We start from the raw sequence: 17,896 nt of genomic DNA, 5'->3' as shown, positions 1-17,896 counted from the left end.
TGGAACGACACGAGTCAAGCGTGGACTGGCCGACATGCTCAAAGGTGGCGTCATCATGGACGTCGTCACCCCCGAGCAGGCGAAGATCGCCGAGAATGCCGGAGCTTGTGCCGTTATGGCCCTAGAAAGAGTCCCTGCCGATATCCGAGCTCAGGGTGGCGTGGCAAGGATGAGCGACCCCGACCTTATCGAGGGCATCATCGAGGCTGTCTCCATCCCTGTCATGGCCAAAGCCAGGATCGGCCACTTCGTCGAGGCCCAAGTGCTCGAGTCCCTCAAGGTGGACTTTATCGATGAGTCGGAAGTGCTTAGCCCGGCTGACTACGCCAATCACATCGATAAGTGGGCCTTTGGCGTCCCCTTCGTGTGTGGGGCGACGAACCTGGGCGAGGCTCTGCGCCGCATCACCGAGGGCGCTGCGATGATCCGATCTAAGGGAGAGGCGGGCACCGGAGATGTTTCCGAGGCCGTCCGTCACCTGCGTACCATCCGTGCCGAAATGGCGCGGTTGAGCAGCATGTCTCCCGACGAGCTCTATGTTGCGGCCAAAGAGCTGCAGGCTCCTTACGACCTCGTTGCCGAGGTAGCTCGCACAGGAGAGCTGCCGGTGGTGCTTTTTGTCGCTGGGGGAGTGGCCACGCCCGCCGATGCCGCCCTGGTTATGCAGATGGGCGCCCAGGGCGTCTTCGTGGGTTCGGGCATCTTCAAGTCCGGTAACCCGGCAGCTCGAGCCGCGGCTATCGTCAAGGCAACGACCGCCTACGACGATCCCGACACAATTGCCGAGGTTTCCCGTGGTTTGGGCGAGGCCATGGTCGGCATCAATGTCGCTGATGTACCAGCCCCGCACCGTCTGGCTGAGCGAGGTTGGTGAGATGGCCCCGCTTGTCGGGGTGGTAGCCCTGCAGGGCGGGTTCGCCGAGCACATGGAGGTTCTCGAGTCGCTTGGGGCCAATACCCGTCGGGTTCGTCGGAGCGCTGATCTTCAGGGTCTCGACGGGATTGTCTTACCAGGCGGAGAGTCGACCGTGATCGACAAGCTCATGAGGTCGTTCAGCTTGGCGGAACCGCTTAAAGATGCCGTGCGCAGAGGCCTTCCGGTGCTGGCCACCTGTGCCGGGCTCGTCGTGCTAGCTGCTGATCTGGAGGACGCGGCAAAAGGCCAACACACCCTCAGCTTGCTCGACGTTACTGTGCGTCGCAACGCCTTCGGGTCCCAGTTGGATTCCTTTGAGGGGACCCTCGACATCGACGGGGTTGGGGATGGGGTCTCGGCTACCTTCATCCGGGCTCCCGTCGTTACCCGGGTGGGACCCGGCGTCGAGGTCATTGCTCAGCTGCCTGACGAGGCAGGCAACGCAAGCGGGGCCATCGTCGGCGTGAGGCAGAGAAACGTCCTCGCCCTGTCATTCCACCCTGAAGAGACTGACGACGACCGGGTACACCGCACCTGGTTGCGCCAGGTGTCTGAGGAGGTCTGACAGTTACCGCAAGGGCTCATGACGACCCCTCCTGAACACTGTTCAAGGGCGACGGCTAGCATTCCTCGCTGTGAGTCCTGAACAGCAGCTTCTCGAATATGACCGACGTCATGTCTGGCACCCCTACGCCCCGACGATCGGGGCAGACCCAATGCTTGCAGTGACGGCTGCCAACGGAGTCTGGCTGCAGCTGCATGATGGGGAACACCGCCACGAGGTCATCGATGCGATGGCCTCGTGGTGGTGCCAGATTCACGGTTACCGAAACCCGGTCCTCGACGAGGCCCTCAACCGTCAAAGCTCCCAGTTCAGTCACGTCATGTTTGGCGGACTCACCCATAAGGCCGCGGTTGACGCCGTCATATCCCTAGTGCGCCTGGCCCCGGGGCCCCTCGACCGGATCTTCCTGGCTGATTCCGGGTCTGTCGGCGTCGAGGTGAGTCTCAAATTGGTTCGTCAGGTGCAAATCGCTCGCACCGCAGCGCGCGGCGGCACTTTGACGAGGACACGCGTTGCCGCTCTGCGAGGCGCCTATCACGGTGACACTCTCGGTGCTATGAGCGTGTGCGACCCTATCGGTGGCATGCACGCCATGTTCAGCGACTCTATTCCCCAGCAGATCTTCCTGCCGCGCCCTCCTTCCTTCGCCGCCGACGGGGCCGACGTGGAGACGTGGTGCAGCGAGGCCGATGAAATCCTGGACGCCCACCGCGACGACCTGGCCGGGATCATCGTCGAGCCTATCTTGCAAGGAGCCGGAGGCATGTGGCCGTGGTCTCCGTCCTGTCTGAAGCACCTGCGCCGTCGTGCTGACGAGCTTGACCTAGTTCTTATCGCCGACGAGGTCGCTACTGGATTTGGGCGGACTGGCAAACTTTTCGCATGCGAGTGGGCCGATATCGTTCCTGACATCATGGTGGTTGGGAAATCCATGACTGGCGGATATCTGACCCAGTCGGCCGTGCTGTGTTCCGACGAGCTGGCCAGTGAGGTCAGCCGAGGCCCAGGCGGATCCCTTATGCACGGCCCCACTTTCATGGGAAACCCTTTGGCCAGTGCCGTCACTGCAGCGAGCCTAGCGATCATCTCCCAGGGGCAGTGGAACGACGACGTCACCCGCATCGCCGATGTGATGTCCAGGGAGCTAGCGTCACTGCGCAATGTGCCCGGGGTCATCGATGTCCGCGTCTTCGGAGCTATCGCCGCGGTCCAGGTCGACACCCCGATTGCCATGCGAAGGGCGACTCGCACTGCCGTCGAGAACGGGGTGTGGCTTCGACCCTTCCGTGATCTCGTCTACGCCATGCCGCCCTATATCTGTACCAACGATGATCTGGAGGCCATGGCCGCTGGGATGCGTGCCGTTGTCATAGATCAACTTGATGCTGCCCAGGACAATACCGATTATCGGAAGGAATCATGAACATTACCGATCTCAACGGAATTGTCATCGTTACCGGAACTGACACCGACGTCGGCAAGACAGTCACTACTGCGGTCATCGCCTCAGCACTCAAGCAATCTGGCAAAGATGTCACCATCATCAAGCCGTACCAGACCGGTCTGGATCACGATGAGCCTGGCGACGTTCACGACGCTGGATGGCTCGCCAGCATTGACGCCGACAACGTGCTGGAGTATGTGCGGTGCCCCGAACCGCTGGCCCCGACCACGTCGGCTGCCCGAGCTGGTATGACCATTCCCTCGATCGAGGAAGTCGCAACCCGCATTCTCGTCGACTCCGACGGCCATGACGCCACTCTCGTCGAAGGAGCAGGCGGCGTTCTCGTTGGTTTGGACAATGACGGGTCTGGAGTCCTTGACCTCATGGATGCTCTTACCCGGCGTGGGCACGAGCCCCACGTCATCGTCGTCACTCGCTCAGTGCTCGGTACCCTCAACCACACTGGTCTGACTTGTCATGCCATCCGCGATCGGGGGCATCAGGTCGACGCTATCGTTATCGGCTCGTGGCCGGACCGGCCCGACCTTGCCGAGAGGTGCAACCTCGAAGAAATCGAGGATGCCGCCGGAGCTCCGTTGGTCGGAGTCATTCCCGCTGGCATAGGTCAAGACCCCGAAGCCGTCCAGCAGACGGCCCGGAACCTTGGAGAGATTCAGTGAGCACAACCCTCGCCCCTGACTCCCAGTTGGAGGACCTGGGCTACCAGCCCAGCCTCAACCGGCAGCTACCCTTTGGCTCGTTATTGGTCTATGGGCTGCTCTTCTTCGTCCCGATGGCCCCGGTGGCCGTCTTTGGGCTGGTGGTTAACCGTTCCGGAGGCGTGCCGGTGTTGGTATACCTGGTAGCAGCAGCCGTTATGGGGCTATCAGCTATCAGCTACCGCGAGATGGCATTGCGCTTTCCGGTAGCGGGATCGGTTTACGGGTACACCCGTTTCTCTTTGGGACGTACCCCAGGATTCATAGCCGGATGGCTCATCCTGCTCGACTACATCCTTATGCCCGCACTGCTCACGGTGCTCTCGGCGGTCGCACTGGCCCACATTTGGCCCAGCGTCCCCATGGGGATTTTCTCCCTTGCTTTTGTGTTCGCTTCTATGGCACTCAATTTGCAGGGCATGACTGTCACGACACGGGTGGGCATCGTGCTGTTGACCATCCAGCTCGCAACGATCGCCTTCTTCCTGGTGTGCGTCGGACTTGGGTTGGCTGGCGGAGGCGTTGTCTGGAGCTGGCACGCGTTGTGGCGTTCGGGAACATCATGGACTTCGGTAGCTTCCGCCGTCTCTATTGCGGCGCTGAGTTACCTGGGGTTTGACGCCGTTGCCACCCTGAACGAGGAAGCCCGTGATGGGGGCCGTGCCGTCGGCATAGCCACCCTGTCCCTGGTTGGTCTGCTCGCCGTCTTGTTCGGGATTCAGGTGATGGCTGCCGGATTGGTTTCCGATGTCACTCATTTCGCCCCCGGTGGGGCGACAGACCGGGCCTTTTATCACGCCGTCGACACCGTCTGCCCAGCATGGTTTATTCCGGTCTTCACTGTCGTCAACGCCTTTGTCGCTATCTTTGCCTGTCTTGTGGTCGCGCATTCCTCGACGGCCCGGCTGATCTTCGCAATGGCTCGTGACAAGGTCATGCCTCCGGTGCTCTCGCATACCAACTCCAAAGGCGTCCCGTGGGTGGCCATCGTCGTCGTAGCGACCGTTACCGCGATCCTGGCTATCACCTTTGACTCCCACGTTGAGACTATGACGACTCTGGTGACGTTCGGGGCCCTGTCTAGTTATGTCTTGTTGCATGCTGACGTCATCGTCCAGTGCATCGTCAAAGAAAGGTCACACAACTGGGTGCGTCACCTCATTGTCCCGATTCTTGGTGTGCTTACCCTCCTGGTTGCTTTGGCAAAGACTGAGGAGATGACCCGCATTGTGGGTCTGAGTTGGCTTGCGGCGGGAATCATCGGTGCAGTTATTGCCCGGGTGCGTCATTCGCATCACGTGGGCACAGGGGCATCTTGACGACACCTCAGTTTAACCGCAGTCCCATTCCGAAACCCGCTCATTGCTCATATCGTGCATACCGAGACGAGGATGTTTGCGTGGACCGTGAGTACGCCGAGGCGAGTAAACCTGCCGGGCCGGCCGGTCATGTGCTCCGATGATGCGACGCCATAACAAAGTCGCCAATAATCCAGCACAGCTGAGGTTCGGCCCGATATTGACTCCGATAAGCATGGTCAAAACTGCCACCCAACCCGCAGAGAAAACGAAGGGGATCAGTACCAATACTGCGGGTAGGTTGTTGATTGACAGTAGCCAGGGTATAGCCGTGATGGCGGTGAAATCGTTCGAAGGTGAGTTTTGGTCATCGCCGCTACCGTCAGCAAGTTGGTGAGATTGGAGACTGGCAGTAGCAGGGAGGCAGTATTGGCCAGGTGGGCGATGGGGCTCCATAGTCGCGATCTGATGGCCAACTTCCGTCCAGCTGATAGCCCCCCGATCAGGCATACCGGTCACTGCAATGGTGGCTTCTGGCAGGCCACGATGGGGGCGAACAAAGGCAAACATCATCACGATAACGAGGATGGCCATGCTTGAGGCTTCCAGCCACCACGACGTCACCCAGAAGTGCTACCGCGAGGCTGTCAACTACCGGGGCCGTTCGGTGGTCAGACGCCAGGGTCAGCAACGCAAGGTGCTCGCGGACGTTTTACCCGGTAAGGTAGCTACTTGTCTCGGGGCGTTAGCTCAGCCGGTCAGAGCAGGGGACTCATAATCCCTGGGTCGCGGGTTCGAGCCCCGCACGCCCCACTTCATACGATCCTGCAATTTACCCGGGTAGTCCCTGGTTAGCACCCGCCACTGCGGTTATGGGTTCCGTGGCGTCGAGGTGTGACATCGTCCGTCGAGCCCGGAATGAACGTGCTGTAGGTGGTCGTTCATTCACATGATGAAAGGAATCATTCAATCGGATGCTCAGGTATCAGGTAAATGACGTATATGGGCCTGCCGTCAAGCGGGGAACTGTGCGTTGAGATGCTGCAGGGGCTGCACGATTGGTCGTTTTGGTAATGGTGGACTGAAGTGCACCATTATCCCAGTAGCGTGATTGTCACCTTGGCATAGGAGCCAGGTTATTGATCGATAAGGAGTGGCATTCATGAGATCTACCAAGCTACGCAGGTTGGTCCTCGCTGTCGTCGCGGCTGCCGCGACTGCGCTACCGATGACCATGGTGGCCAGTACCTCGTGGGCTACTCGGGAATCACTCCCGATCACCCCGGCGACGTAGCCGCTCCGCATAGTCCCGATGGTGTGCCGTTTAATGGCACAGGACCACAATTCTACACCTGGCTCGTGGCCTCACAGTACTCGCACTCGCATGCGGGGGCCAATCTTAAAGGCGTTAACGACGTTACGTGTAGGCCTGCCCTAGTCACTTGCCCTGTTACTCTCATCGACACCTGCGAGGATGCGTTCGCAACATGGTCGTATTACGCGCCCCAGCTTAAATTGGCTGGCCTGTTCCTATTCACCCTTAATCACAACATTCCAGACCCACCTCGAGAATGGGCCGCCATCGCCGGTGATATTCGTTCTACTGCCGCATTTCTGGCTTATTATGTCAATAAATATTGGCCTCGTCCCGTCGAACACACGCACGAGTGTCTTACGGTCTAGCCACGTTGGCTGGTCTTGACCGTCCCGGCAGCCTGAGCCCGCTGTGCAGACAGGCACAACGTCGAGTCGTTGCCACAGCAGCTTGCAGGATCTACCTTCCGCGGTGAGCCCAGTGATGGCGGGATGACCGCCTCGGGTTTACCTACGATCCGGTTGCCTTCCAGGTCGTCTTCAACACCCTGCCCTCCGGACAAAGTTAAGGCGACCGCTAGCCTCGTCGGTGGGGGTAATGACGACCGGGGAGGACGGTGAGGCGGGTCTGGGGTTGACGCGCGACTCAACCCAGTAAAGCCCGTACTTTCCGTCCCACTGCCGACTCGTCGTGGTTGCCGATGATGGCGAATCCACGGTCGCGCAGTACCGGGTGAGCCCCTGACACGATGTAGGGGTGTCCGACCGTTTCCAGCATCGTGAGGTCGTTTGGCATGTCGCCGAAGGCGGCAGCGTCGGCCGGATCGATGCCTAGATCATCGCAGACCTGCTTCAACGCTGAACCCTTGGAGATCCCCCGTCCGGCGATCTCTACCAGACCATCCGTCATTGTTGCGGAAAATGTTACTGTGCCACGGTCCCCGACGATGGGTTTGACGATCTGGAATAACTCGTCGCTGGGAAAGCCAAAGGTTCGCACTAGCAGCTTGACGATGCGGTGATCGTCTCCCAAGAAACTCTCGATCTGGCCCTCGCCGTCCGGCGGGCCGCTGATCTGCCAGCGGTCGAACCCTTCTTCGGAGAACCACTGGGTGGCCTCCTCGGTACAAAACAGTGCGTGCGGGAGTGCTTGGCGGACGTCACAGACAATGCCGGTGACCGTCTGCGGGGTCATGTATAGGTCGTGCAGAACCTTTCCGGTAGCGGCATCGACGCTCACCGCTCCGTTGGAAGCCAACAGTGTTGGGTGGATCGGGCGGAATGGGTCGAGGACGGTCAGCCAGCGGTAAGGACGTCCGGTGGCGAAGACGACGTGTACGCCGGCATCTGCAGCAGCGAACATAGCCTCGGTGTTTTCGGCACTGGGCAGCTTGTCGGCGCCTAGGAAAGTGCCGTCCAAATCAGTGGCAATGAGCGCAATCATTACAGCCTTCCTCGTCCAGTCGGGGTACCTGACGAGGTTCCGGTACCTGCACCTGGTGACTGCATTGATGGGGTGCGCGATGGTGACGTCGACGGATTATTCGACGGCGTAGGAGACCCGCTACGACCTGTCGAGGGGGACGTACTGGTCGGTGAGGGAGTCTGCCCCTTTGAGGGACTCGGCGATTTGCTGCTGTGAGACGGCGATGCGCTCTGCCCCGAACTCTGACTTGGGGTGGGACTTGAGGAGCTGTGTGCCGAACGATTCGACGATGCAGACGTCGGAACTGGGGGAGGCGGGGGAGATGGCGGCACATTTTGGAAGAGCAACACTGCGATGAGCAGACCTGTCAAGGCGATGAAGAGGGTCAGTAACCAGGCGATCACGGTGGTTGATGAACCAGCCTTGTCGCGACGACCCGGCCATGGCAACGGCCACGTACGAACCCGGCCCGCGGCGGTGTCGTCGATCCAGTGCAAACGGAAACGTGGGCCAGCTACCGGGGTTCCCGACAGAGCCGACATGTCGACGGCGTCGAGGATCCGGCGTGCCTCTGCCACTGCAGCACGTGAGCCATCATTGACCAGGGCGACCCACGGGGCCAACGACGGACCACCGTTTTCGGGACCAGTACCGGGGCGGTACAACCCACTGAGGCGACCTGTGTTCTGTCCGGCGCCACCGCGGGCAATAACAGTGTCGGAATGGAGATGGTTGACCTCCCCTGCAAGCCGGTCCCATGAGGCGGGATCACTGGCAGCGCCATGAGATAACACAATAACGAGGACACCCTGACCGTCGTCATCATGGGCGGAAAACACTGTGCCTGATGGCATCGTTAGGAGACGGGCGTCGAGCCAAAACTCGTCGACCCGCGGCGGGTCAGACGGTTGCAAGGGTAGTGCCTCAGGAGGCCATGGATTACTCGACATCGTCTATCATCTCACCACATTTGGGCCACGACCCGCGAACGACGGGTGCTTGCTTGCACTGGTTCTTCGCCGTTCTTGGGCTGTGGCACTGTCACGGTATCGTGAGTGCGGGCCCGTCGCGGGTCTTGCGCAAGCCAGGCAGGAGACGTCAGTGAGCACCCAGCACTACTCGGATGGTCAGGACATCGGTAAGGGGAACCAGGATGCCCCGATGTCGAACGACGAGGCAGCTCGTCTCATCGGTCAAGCCATCGGGCAAGTACAACGGGTCATCGTTGGCCAGGAGCGCATGGTCGAGCAGCTCATGGTCGGGGTGCTTGCCAAGGGCCACATCCTCCTTGAGGGTGTTCCAGGCGTTGCTAAGACCCTTGCCGTACGCTCCTTTGCGACCGTTTTGGGCGGCAGTTTCGCACGCGTCCAGTTCACCCCGGACCTCGTTCCTTCCGACATCGTCGGCACCCGCATCTACTCGGCATCGAAGGAAACTTTCGATATCGAGCTCGGTCCAGTCTTCGTGAACTTCGTGCTGGCCGATGAAATTAACCGAGCTCCCGCAAAGGTGCAGTCGGCCATGCTCGAACTCATGGCTGAAAGGCAGGTATCGATCGCCGGGCAGACTTTCCCCGCACCTCACCCGTTTAGCGTCATCGCTACCCAGAACCCGGTGGAATCTGAGGGTGTCTACCCGCTTCCCGAGGCTCAGCGCGACCGCTTCTTGCTCAAGATCGACGTTCCATACCCACGTGGAAATGAGGAATTTGAGATTTTACGCCGGATGAGCGTCAAGGCTCCCCAGCCTCAGCAAGTGTTGACACCTGAGGCTGTCGTCGCCCTGCAGGATATGGCCTCCGACGTCTTCGTACACAACCTGGTCGCCGAGTACGTCGTGCGTCTGGTCCTGGCTACCCGTAATCCTGGTGATTTCGGGATGTCTGACCTCGCCAACGTCATTCAAGTTGGTTGCTCCCCTCGAGCTACCCTCGGTCTAGTCGCAGCGGCTCGAGCCTTGGCACTGGTCCACGGTCGCGATTACGTCCTTCCGACCGACGTCCAGGCTGTGGCTGTTGATGTTATGGCTCACCGCTTGGTGCTCAGCTTTGACGCTATTGCTGACAATGTGTCCGCTTCCGACGTTATTGAGAGGGTTGTCGCCATGGTGCCGCCGCCAACCCCGGTGTGGAACGAGGAGCAGCGTCAGACTGCTCAGCACAATTACCCTAACGATCTGGGCCAATACCCTGCTCCGACGACCCCGCCCGCCCAGTTCTGAGGCGTCCGTTATGGCGCGACCAACATTTCGCGATCCGCAGCCACCGTCAGTGGCGCAGACGCTGGTGAGTCCACCTACTGGGGCGACTCTGCCGCTTAACCAGCTTGCCCCCGAGGCCGCGCTGCGTCGCTTGGAACTCACGATCGTGCGCCGATTGGAGGGATTCCTCCACGGTGACCACTTGGGTCTGCTGCCCGGGACTGGAGCCGACGTTAACGACGCCCGTCCCTACGAACCCGGTCAAGACGATGTGCGCATGATGGATTGGGCCGTTACAGCCCGTACCACCGTCCCCCACGTACGTGAGACCATTGCCGACCGTGAACTCGAGGTATGGGCACTTCTCGACGTGACCGGTTCCATGAACTGGGGCACGGTGTCCATGACGAAACGTGACTTGGGTATCGCCGCTATTGCGACCATCGGTTTCCTCTCCCAGCGAATGGGGGACCGGTTTGGCGGGGTCATTATGCGCCCCGATTCGGTGCGTCGTTTGCCGGCCCGGTCCGGGCGAACAGCCCTTTATGGACTGCTGCGCTCGATGCTGACTGAGCCGATCGTCGCCGACAACGCTCCCGGACGGGTGACTCTGGCCAAAAGCATCGAAAATCTCGCTGCCTCGGGGAGGCGTCGCGGTATGAAGGTCGTCGTTTCTGACTTCCTTTCTCCCGGTGACGATGTTCTGAATCCCGATGATCGCCCGGAGTGGGAACGGTCCCTACGTCGGTTGTCGGTGCGAAACCAGGTGCTGTGCATCGAAGTTGTTGACGCTGCTGAGCTGGACTTTCCCGACGTGGGTGACGTCATGGTCCGAGACCCAGAAACGTCTTTCGCCCGCTATGTCAATACCGCTGACAAGGCCACCCGCGAGCGGATGAACGCTGCCTCCCGCGCCCAGCGCGAGCGGATCTCGGCGGCCATCCGACGTGCGGGGGCAGGACACCTACAGTTGCGCACCGACTCCGACTGGGTTACCGATATCGCACGCTTCGTCCTCGGATACCGGCGCACTGCTGCAATCTTGCATCAGCCGCCTCAGGGGGTGACCAAATGACGCCGCTCTTTCTCGGCCTACCTGAGGTCAAGTCGCCGTGGGTGCTCTGGCTGTTGCTGCTCGTCCCGGTGCTGCTGGTCTTCTACATCTGGGCGTCGCATCGCAGCCGATCCACGGCGATGAGATTTACCAATACCGCCATCCTTGGCGCGGTGATGAGTAAGCAGCCGCAGTGGAAGAGGCACATCGCCGTTGCTGCTGCTTTGCTATGCGTGGCAACTACCACTGTTGCATGGGCTCGGCCGATGGGTATCGAACAGGTGCCGCGCAACCACGCCACTATCGTTGTTGCCATCGACTCATCTTTGTCGATGAAAGCTGACGACGTTTCCCCCACTCGTCTCGCCGCGGCCAAGGCCAAGGCCAAGGATTTCATCAATAGTCTTCCGACCGGATTCAATGTCGCAGTGATGAGCATTTCCGAGCATCCGGAGATTCGGATGCCACCGTCGACCGACCGGCCTACCGTGTTACGTGCTGTTGACGGAATCGAGCTGCAGGATGGCACTGCGCTGGGTGGCGCCATCGATAAGTCTCTTGAAGCCGTCAAGATGGCTCCCGGGGGGTCTAAAAATCCGGCTCCGGCCGCCATTGTCATGCTCAGTGACGGGAATAATACCCAAGGCGGTTCTCCCCTGGTGGCGGCCAACCGAGCTGCCGCGGCCAAAGTCTCGGTGTACACCATCGCCTTTGGTACCGAGACCGGGTATGTCGACCTTGACGGGCAGCGAGAGAGAGTTGCACCCGATACCAAACTCTTATCTACTGTCGCCGACCGTACTCACGCTAAATCGTGGACCGCCGACTCGGCGGACAAGCTCCAGGAGGTTTATCAGCAGGTGCACTCGTCGGTGGGTTACGAGCCGGTAAGAAAGGAAGTGGCGGCAACGTGGGCTTTCTACGCCTTCTGCTTTGCCGTCGTCTCTGGGCTGGCCACCTTGTCAGTGGCGGTGAGATGGCCATGATGACCCTGATTGCTTTTGGACGCCCTGGACGACTGTGGTGGCTCGTGGTGCCGGTAGTCTTCCTCGCTGTTTACCTTGTAGTGGTGATGTGGCGTCGCCAGCCGCACCAGGGCCGGAATGAGTTGAAGCGGTTGTTGCCTAGCTCGCGGCCGTGGAAGCAGCATCTGGCGATGGGGTTGTCAGTACTCTCGATGGCCATCATGGTGTTGGCATTCGCCCAGCCAAAGGCCTACCACGAGGTACCGAGAGATCGAGCGACTGTCGTTGTTGCTATTGACGTGTCGCGCTCAATGGTGGCGACGGACGTTGAGCCCTCTCGACTTTCCGCTGCTAAGACTGCTGCGAAAGATTTCCTGGGGGATTTGCCGCCACGGTTCAATGTCTCCTTGGTGAAGTTCGCAGCATCTGCTCAGGTCGTGGTACCCCCCACGACCGATCGTGCTGCGGTATCGACCGCGATCACGAACCTCCAGGTGCTGCCATCTACCGCGATCGGCGAGGGGATTTATTCCTCCCTCAACGCTCTCAAACTGGTTCCGGACGATCCGAAGCATCCCGGACAGAAGCCACCAGCGGCGATCGTGCTCCTTTCTGACGGTGCAACGAATGTTGGCCGTCCTTCTCTTGAAGCAGCCAAGGAGGCCGGACGTCAGCATGTGCCGGTGTACACCATCGCTTACGGCACCGCGGGCGGGTATGTCGTCGAAGGTGGCCAGCGTCAGCCTGTCCCTGTTAACCACTATGAGTTGGCGGCGATAGCGAAGGCCTCCGGAGGCGAGAAGTTCTCCGCAGAGTCCTTAGGTCAGTTGTCAGACGTCTATAAGTCCATCGCCCAATCGGTGGGGTATGAGAAGGTTTTTGGGGAAGTGACTGACAAGTACGTTGGCGTCGCCTTAGCTCTCGTGGTGCTGACGGTGGCCTCTGTCATCAGTTTATGCGCCCGTTGGCCCTAATCCCTTGCCTCCAGAGTAGATTCATTGGCGTCTTGTAAGGAGTTTCCCATGAGTGTGGCTGACAACTTAGCGGCGGTGCGTACCCGCATTGATGATGCCTGCCGAGCTTGTGATCGAAATCCCGGTGAGGTGTCGTTGCTACCAGTCTCCAAAACCAAGCCTCCCAGCATGGTCGATGAGGCGTATCGGGCTGGCTACCGGCTTTTCGGCGAAAACAAGGTGCAAGATGCACTCGCGAAATCTGAACTCATGGATGACGATCATCCTGGGTTGGAATGGTCCATCATCGGCGGCTTGCAGACCAACAAGGCCAAATACGTGGCCCGCTTCGCCACTGAGTTTCAAGCTCTCGATTCGCTCAAGATTGCCCATGAACTCGACAAGAGGTTACAAAAGGAAGGACGTCAGCTACGGGTATTGGTCCAGATGAATTCCTCGGCTGAGCCCCAAAAATCTGGGATCGCTCCCGAGGAAGCTGTCGACTTCGCCCGTGAACTGGCCGCCTTTGATTCTCTCGATGTGCGCGGCCTCATGACGGTGGCCCTCAATAGTTCTGACCAGCGGGCCGTGGCCGACTGTTTTGACCTCGTTGTTGCAACTCAAGAGAAGCTGCGCCAGGAGGCGGGCGATACTAGCGACTGGTCCGAATTGTCTATGGGAATGTCAGGGGATCTGGAGATCGCCATTGCTCATGGTTCCACCCAGGTACGTATCGGCACTGACATCTTCGGCACTCGCGATCCAGTACGGACATGGCGTCCGTAAGTTCAGTCGTCTATCGTTATCGTTAAGTCCGTACCGCACCACTGCAGGGGAAGGCACGTGGTATCGGGAGGACGACCGTGGAAACGACACAGCTGGCCAGTGGAACTCTCTTTATTCACTCGGCTTCGACGGCATTGCGCAGCCATATTGAATGGGCAGCCGATGCCGCATTTGCCATGCCCGCGCCGCTGCGGTGGACCAGCCAACCAGTAGAGCCGGGGACTTGGAGAGCAGAATCGGCGTGGCGTGGTGACGTCGTTGATGCCCGCACGTTCATTTCCACGCTCGCCGCCTGGCAGCGGGTGCGGGTCGAACTGACCGTCGAAACAGGGGCTGCCCCGCATCGCTGGAGCGTCACTCCCGATCTGGGTATTTTTTCCGCGCCCATCGATGAGGCCGGCTCGGTTCTCGTTGATGAGATGAGGTTACGTTCGGCGATTGCCGCTGCACGTCGCACTGGGCTACGTCTCGATGATGAGATTTGCGACTTGCTGGGCGAGCCGTGGGACGTTGAGCTGGAACCGTATCGAGCCTGTGACCCGTCGCTGCAGGTGCCGTGGCTGTCTGCCGGGTAACAGGGGATGCTCGGTCGGGAGTCCAAGGACAAGGAACCATGAGGGGGCTGATCACGATGACCAGCCTCCTCATCCCATGGATGTCAGCGAGTGGCGTTGGCGTTAGTGAACGCCAAGGTGACGTTGTGTCCCCCGAACCCGAAAGAGTTATTAAGAGCAGCTAGATCACCGTCGGGTAGGTCGGTCGTCTCGGTGACGACGTTGACTTCCAAGCCCTCTTCGAGGTGTTCGACGTTGATGGTGCCAGGCACCTGGCGCTTCAGTAGGGCCATCACCGCTGCGAAGGATTCCAAAGCCCCAGCTCCGCCCAACAGGTGTCCCGTCATCGACTTGGTGCCGTTGATAAGCACCTGGTCAGTGGCTTTCCCTAGGACCGCGGCGATGGAGTGGGCCTCCGCAGTGTCACCGAGTGGGGTCGAGGTGGCGTGGGCGTTGACGTGGTTGACGTCGGAGGGGGATAGCCCGGCGGATGCAAGAGCCTTGTGCATCGCGGATGCCTGGCCGGAACCAGTGGGATCTGGCTGAACGATATCGTGCGAATCAGCCGAAATACCGGATCCGGCAAGAGTGCCGTAGATCTTTGCCCCGCGGGCTTGAGCATGCTCGAGTGTCTCAATGACCATGATCGCCGCTCCCTCGCCGATGACGAAGCCGTCACGATCAACGTCCCATGGACGTGAGGCGTGCTCAGGATCGTCGTTGCGAGTCGACAGGGCTTTCATTTGGGCGAAAGCAGCCACCGGCAACGGATGGATGATGGCCTCGGCGCCGCCGACGACGGCAATATCGGCTCGCCCCAGATGAAGCTGATCCAGGCCGAGCGAGATTGCTTCGGAAGATGAAGCGCAAGCCGAAACGGGGGTATGGACGCCGGCCTTGGCATGCACCATCAAGCCAATATTGGCCGCCGGTGCATTGGCCATCAGCATCGGGACGGTAAAGGGACTAACCCGTTTGAAGCCCTTGTCCTTCTGAACGTCCCACTGACCGAGCAACGAGTGCAGGCCACCAATACCGGTAGCACAGCACACCACCAAGCGTTCGGGGTCGATGCCGTTGGAACCGGAATTGTCGTCGGCTTCGGGAAGCTCCAGGCCGGCGTCGGCCCAGGCCTCCTTGGCAGCGACAAGGGCCAGCTGGCTTGAGCGGTCTAGACGGCGGGCCTGGGGACGGGGCAGGTGGTTGGTTGGATCATCGACTGCCGGTGCGGCGAATTTGACGGGAACGTCGTCAATCCAGTCGAAGTCGAGGGTGTGTACCCCGTTTCGCCCTTCCAGCAGCCCCTGCCAGGTGGTGGGGGCATCGGGTCCCAACGGTGTGGTGGTCCCGAAACCAGTGATGACGACGTCGCTCATGAGTTCTCCAGTATCGGTGGATGGGTTATGTGGGCCGCAGTCCGGGGCCGGCGAGCCCCGGACGCCGTGGAAGTCAGCCCTGGTGCTCGATGATGTAGTTGACGGCGTCGCCAACGGTCTTGATGTTCTTGGACTCTTCGTCAGGGATCTCAACGCCGAATTTCTCGTCGCAGGCGTAGATGATCTCGACCATGGACAGCGAGTCGACGTCGAGGTCGTCAACGAAGGACTTCTCAAGGGTGACCTCGGACTGGTCGACACCAGTGATGTCATTGACGATGTCAGCCATGTCGGCAAGGATCTGGTCTTTGTCAGCCATGATGATTGTTCCTCTTCTTGTCGTTATCCTCGGGCTGTGCGCCCGAAGTCTGTGGGTGTTTTCCTCGTGATGAACGTGGGGTTCAGGGGAGGCGGATGACTTGACCGGCGTAGACCAGCCCGGCTCCGAATCCGATGATGAGGGCGAGGTCCCCGCTGTGGGCCTGTCCACGCTGAAGCATACGGTCAATGGCGATCGGCACGGATGCGGCGGAGGTGTTTCCCATATCCGCGATGTCGTGACACACCGTCACTGACTCAGGCAGCTTGAGGTGGCGGGACACGACGTCGGTAATCCGGTCGTTAGCCTGATGGGGGATGAAGACATCGAGGTCGGCGGGGGTGATTCCGGCCTCGGCGACGGCCTCGGCGGCGCGCTTGGCGACGTCAGTCATAGCCCACTTGAAGACCGCGCGACCTTCCATGCGAATGAGGGGGTGGATCTTGTTGGGATCAGCGCTAGCCGTCGGCCAATCCTCGAGCTCGATAGTTTTGAGCTGATCAGAGCGAGATCCCCACACCACCGGGCCGATCCCCGGCTCATCGCTGGCACTGATGATTGCGGCACCAGCCCCGTCAGAGAAGAGGAAGGCGGTGGAGCGGTCGTCAAGATTCGTCATTTCCGAAAGCTTCTCGACACCGATAACGAGGACGTAATTCGCCGATCCGGTGCGGATCATCGAGTCAGCCAGAGCGGTTGAGTAGCAAAACCCAGCACATGCGCCGTTGAGGTCAAACGCAGCAGCATCACCCAAGCCGAGCTCCCGGGCGATGTAAGCCGCCAAGCTGGGGGAAGGACGGTGATGTGACACGGTCGCCACGATGATGGCATCGATCTGGGATGCCTCCAGTCCGGATCGCTCTAGGGCGGTACGGGCGGCCGTGGTGCCCATGGACGCCACAGTCTCAGAGCTGGTGGCCCAGCGCCGCTCGGTAATGCCGGTACGCTGTTCGATCCACTCCGGGGTGGAGTCGATGAGCGTGCACATCTCCTCGTTGGTGACTACTCGCGATCCGCGAGCTGATCCGGTGGACAGGAACTTCGAGTAGCCGTGGACGGGACGGGTCTTGATGGCCGTCATGCATTCTCCCTGCTGGAGTGAGTCGTGATGAACTCGCGGGCATCCGGGATCTGATCGGGGGTGTTGAGGTTGAACAACTCCACTCCCTTCACGTTGCGCTTGGCGATGCCTGTCAGTGTTCCGGCGGGCGTGAGCTCGAGCAGTCCGGTGATACCGCGCTGAGCCATGGTGTCCATGCAGAGGTCCCATCGCACCGGATGGGCCACCTGCTGGACCAGACGATCAGCGAATTCACGACCATCTGCGACGACGGCTCCATCAAGGTTGGACAGCAGGGCCACCGTCGGGATCGTGGTCGGCATGGCAGCGGCCACTTCGCGCAGGTGATCGACCGCCGGCTCCATATGAACCGTGTGGAAGGCCCCCGCGACCGACAACGGGAAGAGTCGGGTACGAGACGGCGGCTCGGCCGCGAAAGCTTCGAGCTGTTCGACGGTGCCTGCGGCTACGATCTGGCCTTTGCCATTGTGGTTGGCTGGGGTGAGCCCAGCGGCCTTAATGGCGGCCAGCACCTCGTCGGCATCGCCCCCGATGACAGCAGTCATGGAGGTGGCAGTGCGTGACGCGGCCTCGGCCATGGCCCGACCGCGCTCGCGCACAAGAACCATGGCGGCTTCGGTAGAGAAAGCCCCAGCAGCAGCGCCAGCGGCAATCTCCCCGACAGAGTGGCCGGCGAGCAGGTCGGCCTGAGAGAAAATCTCGGGATCAACTGACCAGGCTGTGGCCAGCGCGGCGGCGACCAGCAGTGGCTGGGCAACCGCAGTGTCCTTGATGGTTGCTTCGTCAGAAGTCGTGCCATGGGTCACCAGATCGATATCTGCCACCGCTGAGAGCCATGCAAGGTGGTCAGAGAAGGTGGCGTCTGACATCCAATCCGACAGGAATCCTGGTTTCTGGGCCCCTTGGCCCGGAGCAACAATTGCAAGC

19 protein-coding genes, 1 tRNA gene and 2 pseudogenes are annotated in these 17,896 nt (G+C 60.4%); 14 read left to right on the top strand and 8 right to left on the bottom strand.

Going from position 1 to position 17,896, the window contains the following annotated elements; all coding sequences use genetic code 11:
• Nucleotides 1-34: 34 nt before the first annotated feature.
• The 5 genes from pdxS to LRP59_RS06690 all read left to right on the top strand — a co-directional run bounded on the left by pdxS (nt 35) and on the right by LRP59_RS06690 (nt 4,963).
• Nucleotides 35-874 carry a pyridoxal 5'-phosphate synthase lyase subunit PdxS gene (pdxS, locus tag LRP59_RS06710; protein WP_002521734.1) on the top strand — a complete coding sequence of 280 codons (840 nt, stop codon included), beginning with the start codon at nt 35-37 and terminating at the stop codon, nt 872-874.
• Nucleotides 834-1,481 (top strand): pyridoxal 5'-phosphate synthase glutaminase subunit PdxT, encoded by a 648-nt coding sequence (pdxT, locus tag LRP59_RS06705; RefSeq protein WP_002533096.1) that lies wholly within the window; start codon nt 834-836, stop codon nt 1,479-1,481. Before pdxS ends, pdxT begins: the two co-directional genes overlap by 41 nt.
• A 70-nt stretch (nt 1,482-1,551) precedes the next feature.
• On the top strand, nt 1,552-2,904 hold the full coding sequence (gene bioA, locus LRP59_RS06700; protein WP_148378326.1) for an adenosylmethionine--8-amino-7-oxononanoate transaminase: 1,353 nt from the start codon (nt 1,552-1,554) through the stop codon (nt 2,902-2,904).
• On the top strand, nt 2,901-3,605 hold the full coding sequence (gene bioD, locus LRP59_RS06695; RefSeq protein ID WP_002513752.1) for a dethiobiotin synthase: 705 nt from the start codon (nt 2,901-2,903) through the stop codon (nt 3,603-3,605). The genes bioA and bioD overlap by 4 nt, the downstream gene beginning before the upstream one ends.
• Nucleotides 3,602-4,963, top strand: a complete 1,362-nt coding sequence (locus LRP59_RS06690) for an APC family permease (protein ID WP_002513751.1) — start codon at nt 3,602-3,604, stop codon at nt 4,961-4,963. The genes bioD and LRP59_RS06690 overlap by 4 nt, the downstream gene beginning before the upstream one ends.
• A gap of 12 nt (nt 4,964-4,975) precedes the next feature.
• On the opposite strand, the gene LRP59_RS06685 is transcribed toward LRP59_RS06690, so the two are convergent.
• Together LRP59_RS06685 and LRP59_RS12230 are read right to left on the bottom strand one after the other, a co-directional pair.
• The gene (locus LRP59_RS06685) at nt 4,976-5,179 is read right to left on the bottom strand and encodes a hypothetical protein (protein ID WP_023269138.1); all 204 of its coding nucleotides are present in this window, start codon (nt 5,177-5,179) and stop codon (nt 4,976-4,978) included.
• Between the two features lie 211 nt (nt 5,180-5,390).
• Nucleotides 5,391-5,461: pseudogene (locus tag LRP59_RS12230) on the bottom strand (cell division protein FtsA); the annotation flags it as partial.
• A 220-nt stretch (nt 5,462-5,681) separates the two neighbouring features.
• Here LRP59_RS12230 and LRP59_RS06680 point away from each other — a divergent pair.
• From LRP59_RS06680 to LRP59_RS06675, 3 genes and pseudogenes are all read left to right on the top strand, one after another.
• A tRNA-Ile gene (locus tag LRP59_RS06680) sits at nt 5,682-5,755 on the top strand.
• Nucleotides 5,756-6,104: 349 nt separating this feature from the next.
• A complete protein-coding gene (locus LRP59_RS12010) occupies nt 6,105-6,236 on the top strand; it encodes a hypothetical protein (RefSeq protein WP_014604471.1) in 132 nt (43 codons plus the stop codon).
• A 404-nt stretch (nt 6,237-6,640) separates the two neighbouring features.
• Nucleotides 6,641-6,825: pseudogene (locus tag LRP59_RS06675) on the top strand (hypothetical protein).
• Nucleotides 6,826-6,902: 77 nt separating this feature from the next.
• Here the strand turns inward: LRP59_RS06675 and LRP59_RS06670 are convergent.
• The gene (locus LRP59_RS06670; RefSeq protein WP_002513749.1) at nt 6,903-7,700 is read right to left on the bottom strand and encodes an HAD hydrolase family protein; all 798 of its coding nucleotides are present in this window, start codon (nt 7,698-7,700) and stop codon (nt 6,903-6,905) included.
• Entirely contained in the window at nt 7,700-8,632 is a 933-nt protein-coding gene (locus LRP59_RS06665; protein WP_002533650.1) for a hypothetical protein, read from the bottom strand. Before LRP59_RS06665 ends, LRP59_RS06670 begins: the two co-directional genes overlap by 1 nt.
• Nucleotides 8,633-8,714: 82 nt before the next feature.
• Between LRP59_RS06665 and LRP59_RS06660 the strand changes: the two genes are divergently transcribed.
• The 6 genes from LRP59_RS06660 to LRP59_RS06635 all read left to right on the top strand — a co-directional run bounded on the left by LRP59_RS06660 (nt 8,715) and on the right by LRP59_RS06635 (nt 14,214).
• On the top strand, nt 8,715-9,902 hold the full coding sequence (locus LRP59_RS06660; RefSeq protein ID WP_148378329.1) for a MoxR family ATPase: 1,188 nt from the start codon (nt 8,715-8,717) through the stop codon (nt 9,900-9,902).
• Nucleotides 9,903-9,951: 49 nt separating this feature from the next.
• Nucleotides 9,952-10,956, top strand: coding sequence for a DUF58 domain-containing protein (locus LRP59_RS06655; protein ID WP_002533091.1), 1,005 nt, complete (start codon nt 9,952-9,954; stop codon nt 10,954-10,956).
• Nucleotides 10,953-11,921, top strand: a complete 969-nt coding sequence (locus LRP59_RS06650) for a VWA domain-containing protein (RefSeq protein WP_002513744.1) — start codon at nt 10,953-10,955, stop codon at nt 11,919-11,921. Before LRP59_RS06655 ends, LRP59_RS06650 begins: the two co-directional genes overlap by 4 nt.
• Nucleotides 11,912-12,874, top strand: coding sequence for a VWA domain-containing protein (locus tag LRP59_RS06645; protein WP_002533090.1), 963 nt, complete (start codon nt 11,912-11,914; stop codon nt 12,872-12,874). The genes LRP59_RS06650 and LRP59_RS06645 overlap by 10 nt, the downstream gene beginning before the upstream one ends.
• Before the next feature lie 48 nt (nt 12,875-12,922).
• Nucleotides 12,923-13,639 carry a YggS family pyridoxal phosphate-dependent enzyme gene (locus LRP59_RS06640; protein WP_002513742.1) on the top strand — a complete coding sequence of 239 codons (717 nt, stop codon included), beginning with the start codon at nt 12,923-12,925 and terminating at the stop codon, nt 13,637-13,639.
• A gap of 77 nt (nt 13,640-13,716) precedes the next feature.
• Entirely contained in the window at nt 13,717-14,214 is a 498-nt protein-coding gene (locus LRP59_RS06635; protein WP_002513741.1) for a DUF3145 family protein, read from the top strand.
• Between the two features lie 83 nt (nt 14,215-14,297).
• On the opposite strand, the gene LRP59_RS06630 is transcribed toward LRP59_RS06635, so the two are convergent.
• From LRP59_RS06630 to LRP59_RS06615, 4 genes are all read right to left on the bottom strand, one after another.
• Nucleotides 14,298-15,569, bottom strand: coding sequence for a beta-ketoacyl synthase (locus LRP59_RS06630; protein WP_002513740.1), 1,272 nt, complete (start codon nt 15,567-15,569; stop codon nt 14,298-14,300).
• Between the two features lie 73 nt (nt 15,570-15,642).
• Nucleotides 15,643-15,888: an acyl carrier protein gene (locus LRP59_RS06625; RefSeq protein WP_002513739.1), complete on the bottom strand. Its 246-nt coding sequence runs from the start codon at nt 15,886-15,888 to the stop codon at nt 15,643-15,645.
• 82 nt (nt 15,889-15,970) lie between these two features.
• Nucleotides 15,971-16,969 carry a beta-ketoacyl-ACP synthase III gene (locus tag LRP59_RS06620; RefSeq protein WP_002513738.1) on the bottom strand — a complete coding sequence of 333 codons (999 nt, stop codon included), beginning with the start codon at nt 16,967-16,969 and terminating at the stop codon, nt 15,971-15,973.
• A complete protein-coding gene (locus LRP59_RS06615) occupies nt 16,966-17,838 on the bottom strand; it encodes an ACP S-malonyltransferase (protein WP_002533088.1) in 873 nt (290 codons plus the stop codon). The genes LRP59_RS06620 and LRP59_RS06615 overlap by 4 nt, the downstream gene beginning before the upstream one ends.
• Nucleotides 17,839-17,896: the final 58 nt, after the last annotated feature.

Origin of the sequence: Cutibacterium sp. 37298 (assembly GCF_023838685.1) — a bacterium.
GTDB lineage: Bacteria > Actinomycetota > Actinomycetes > Propionibacteriales > Propionibacteriaceae > Cutibacterium > Cutibacterium acnes.
This window is presented reverse-complemented; position numbering and strand designations above follow the sequence as displayed.

What these genes read in the sequence shown, in the direction of transcription:
- pdxS (WP_002521734.1), top strand. Translation starts at nt 35, where the DNA reads ATGCTCAAAGGTGGCGTCATCATGGACGTCGTCACCCCCGAGCAGGCG.
- pdxT (WP_002533096.1), top strand. Translation starts at nt 834, where the DNA reads ATGTACCAGCCCCGCACCGTCTGGCTGAGCGAGGTTGGTGAGATGGCC.
- bioD (WP_002513752.1), top strand. Translation starts at nt 2,901, where the DNA reads ATGAACATTACCGATCTCAACGGAATTGTCATCGTTACCGGAACTGAC.
- LRP59_RS06685 (WP_023269138.1), bottom strand. Translation starts at nt 5,179, where the DNA reads ATGCTTATCGGAGTCAATATCGGGCCGAACCTCAGCTGTGCTGGATTA.
- LRP59_RS12010 (WP_014604471.1), top strand. Translation starts at nt 6,105, where the DNA reads ATGAGATCTACCAAGCTACGCAGGTTGGTCCTCGCTGTCGTCGCGGCT.
- LRP59_RS06670 (WP_002513749.1), bottom strand. Translation starts at nt 7,700, where the DNA reads ATGATTGCGCTCATTGCCACTGATTTGGACGGCACTTTCCTAGGCGCC.
- LRP59_RS06665 (WP_002533650.1), bottom strand. Translation starts at nt 8,632, where the DNA reads ATGTCGAGTAATCCATGGCCTCCTGAGGCACTACCCTTGCAACCGTCT.
- LRP59_RS06650 (WP_002513744.1), top strand. Translation starts at nt 10,953, where the DNA reads ATGACGCCGCTCTTTCTCGGCCTACCTGAGGTCAAGTCGCCGTGGGTG.
- LRP59_RS06645 (WP_002533090.1), top strand. Translation starts at nt 11,912, where the DNA reads ATGGCCATGATGACCCTGATTGCTTTTGGACGCCCTGGACGACTGTGG.
- LRP59_RS06640 (WP_002513742.1), top strand. Translation starts at nt 12,923, where the DNA reads ATGAGTGTGGCTGACAACTTAGCGGCGGTGCGTACCCGCATTGATGAT.
- LRP59_RS06630 (WP_002513740.1), bottom strand. Translation starts at nt 15,569, where the DNA reads ATGAGCGACGTCGTCATCACTGGTTTCGGGACCACCACACCGTTGGGA.
- LRP59_RS06625 (WP_002513739.1), bottom strand. Translation starts at nt 15,888, where the DNA reads ATGGCTGACAAAGACCAGATCCTTGCCGACATGGCTGACATCGTCAAT.
- LRP59_RS06620 (WP_002513738.1), bottom strand. Translation starts at nt 16,969, where the DNA reads ATGACGGCCATCAAGACCCGTCCCGTCCACGGCTACTCGAAGTTCCTG.
- LRP59_RS06615 (WP_002533088.1), bottom strand. Translation starts at nt 17,838, where the DNA reads ATGTCAGACGCCACCTTCTCTGACCACCTTGCATGGCTCTCAGCGGTG.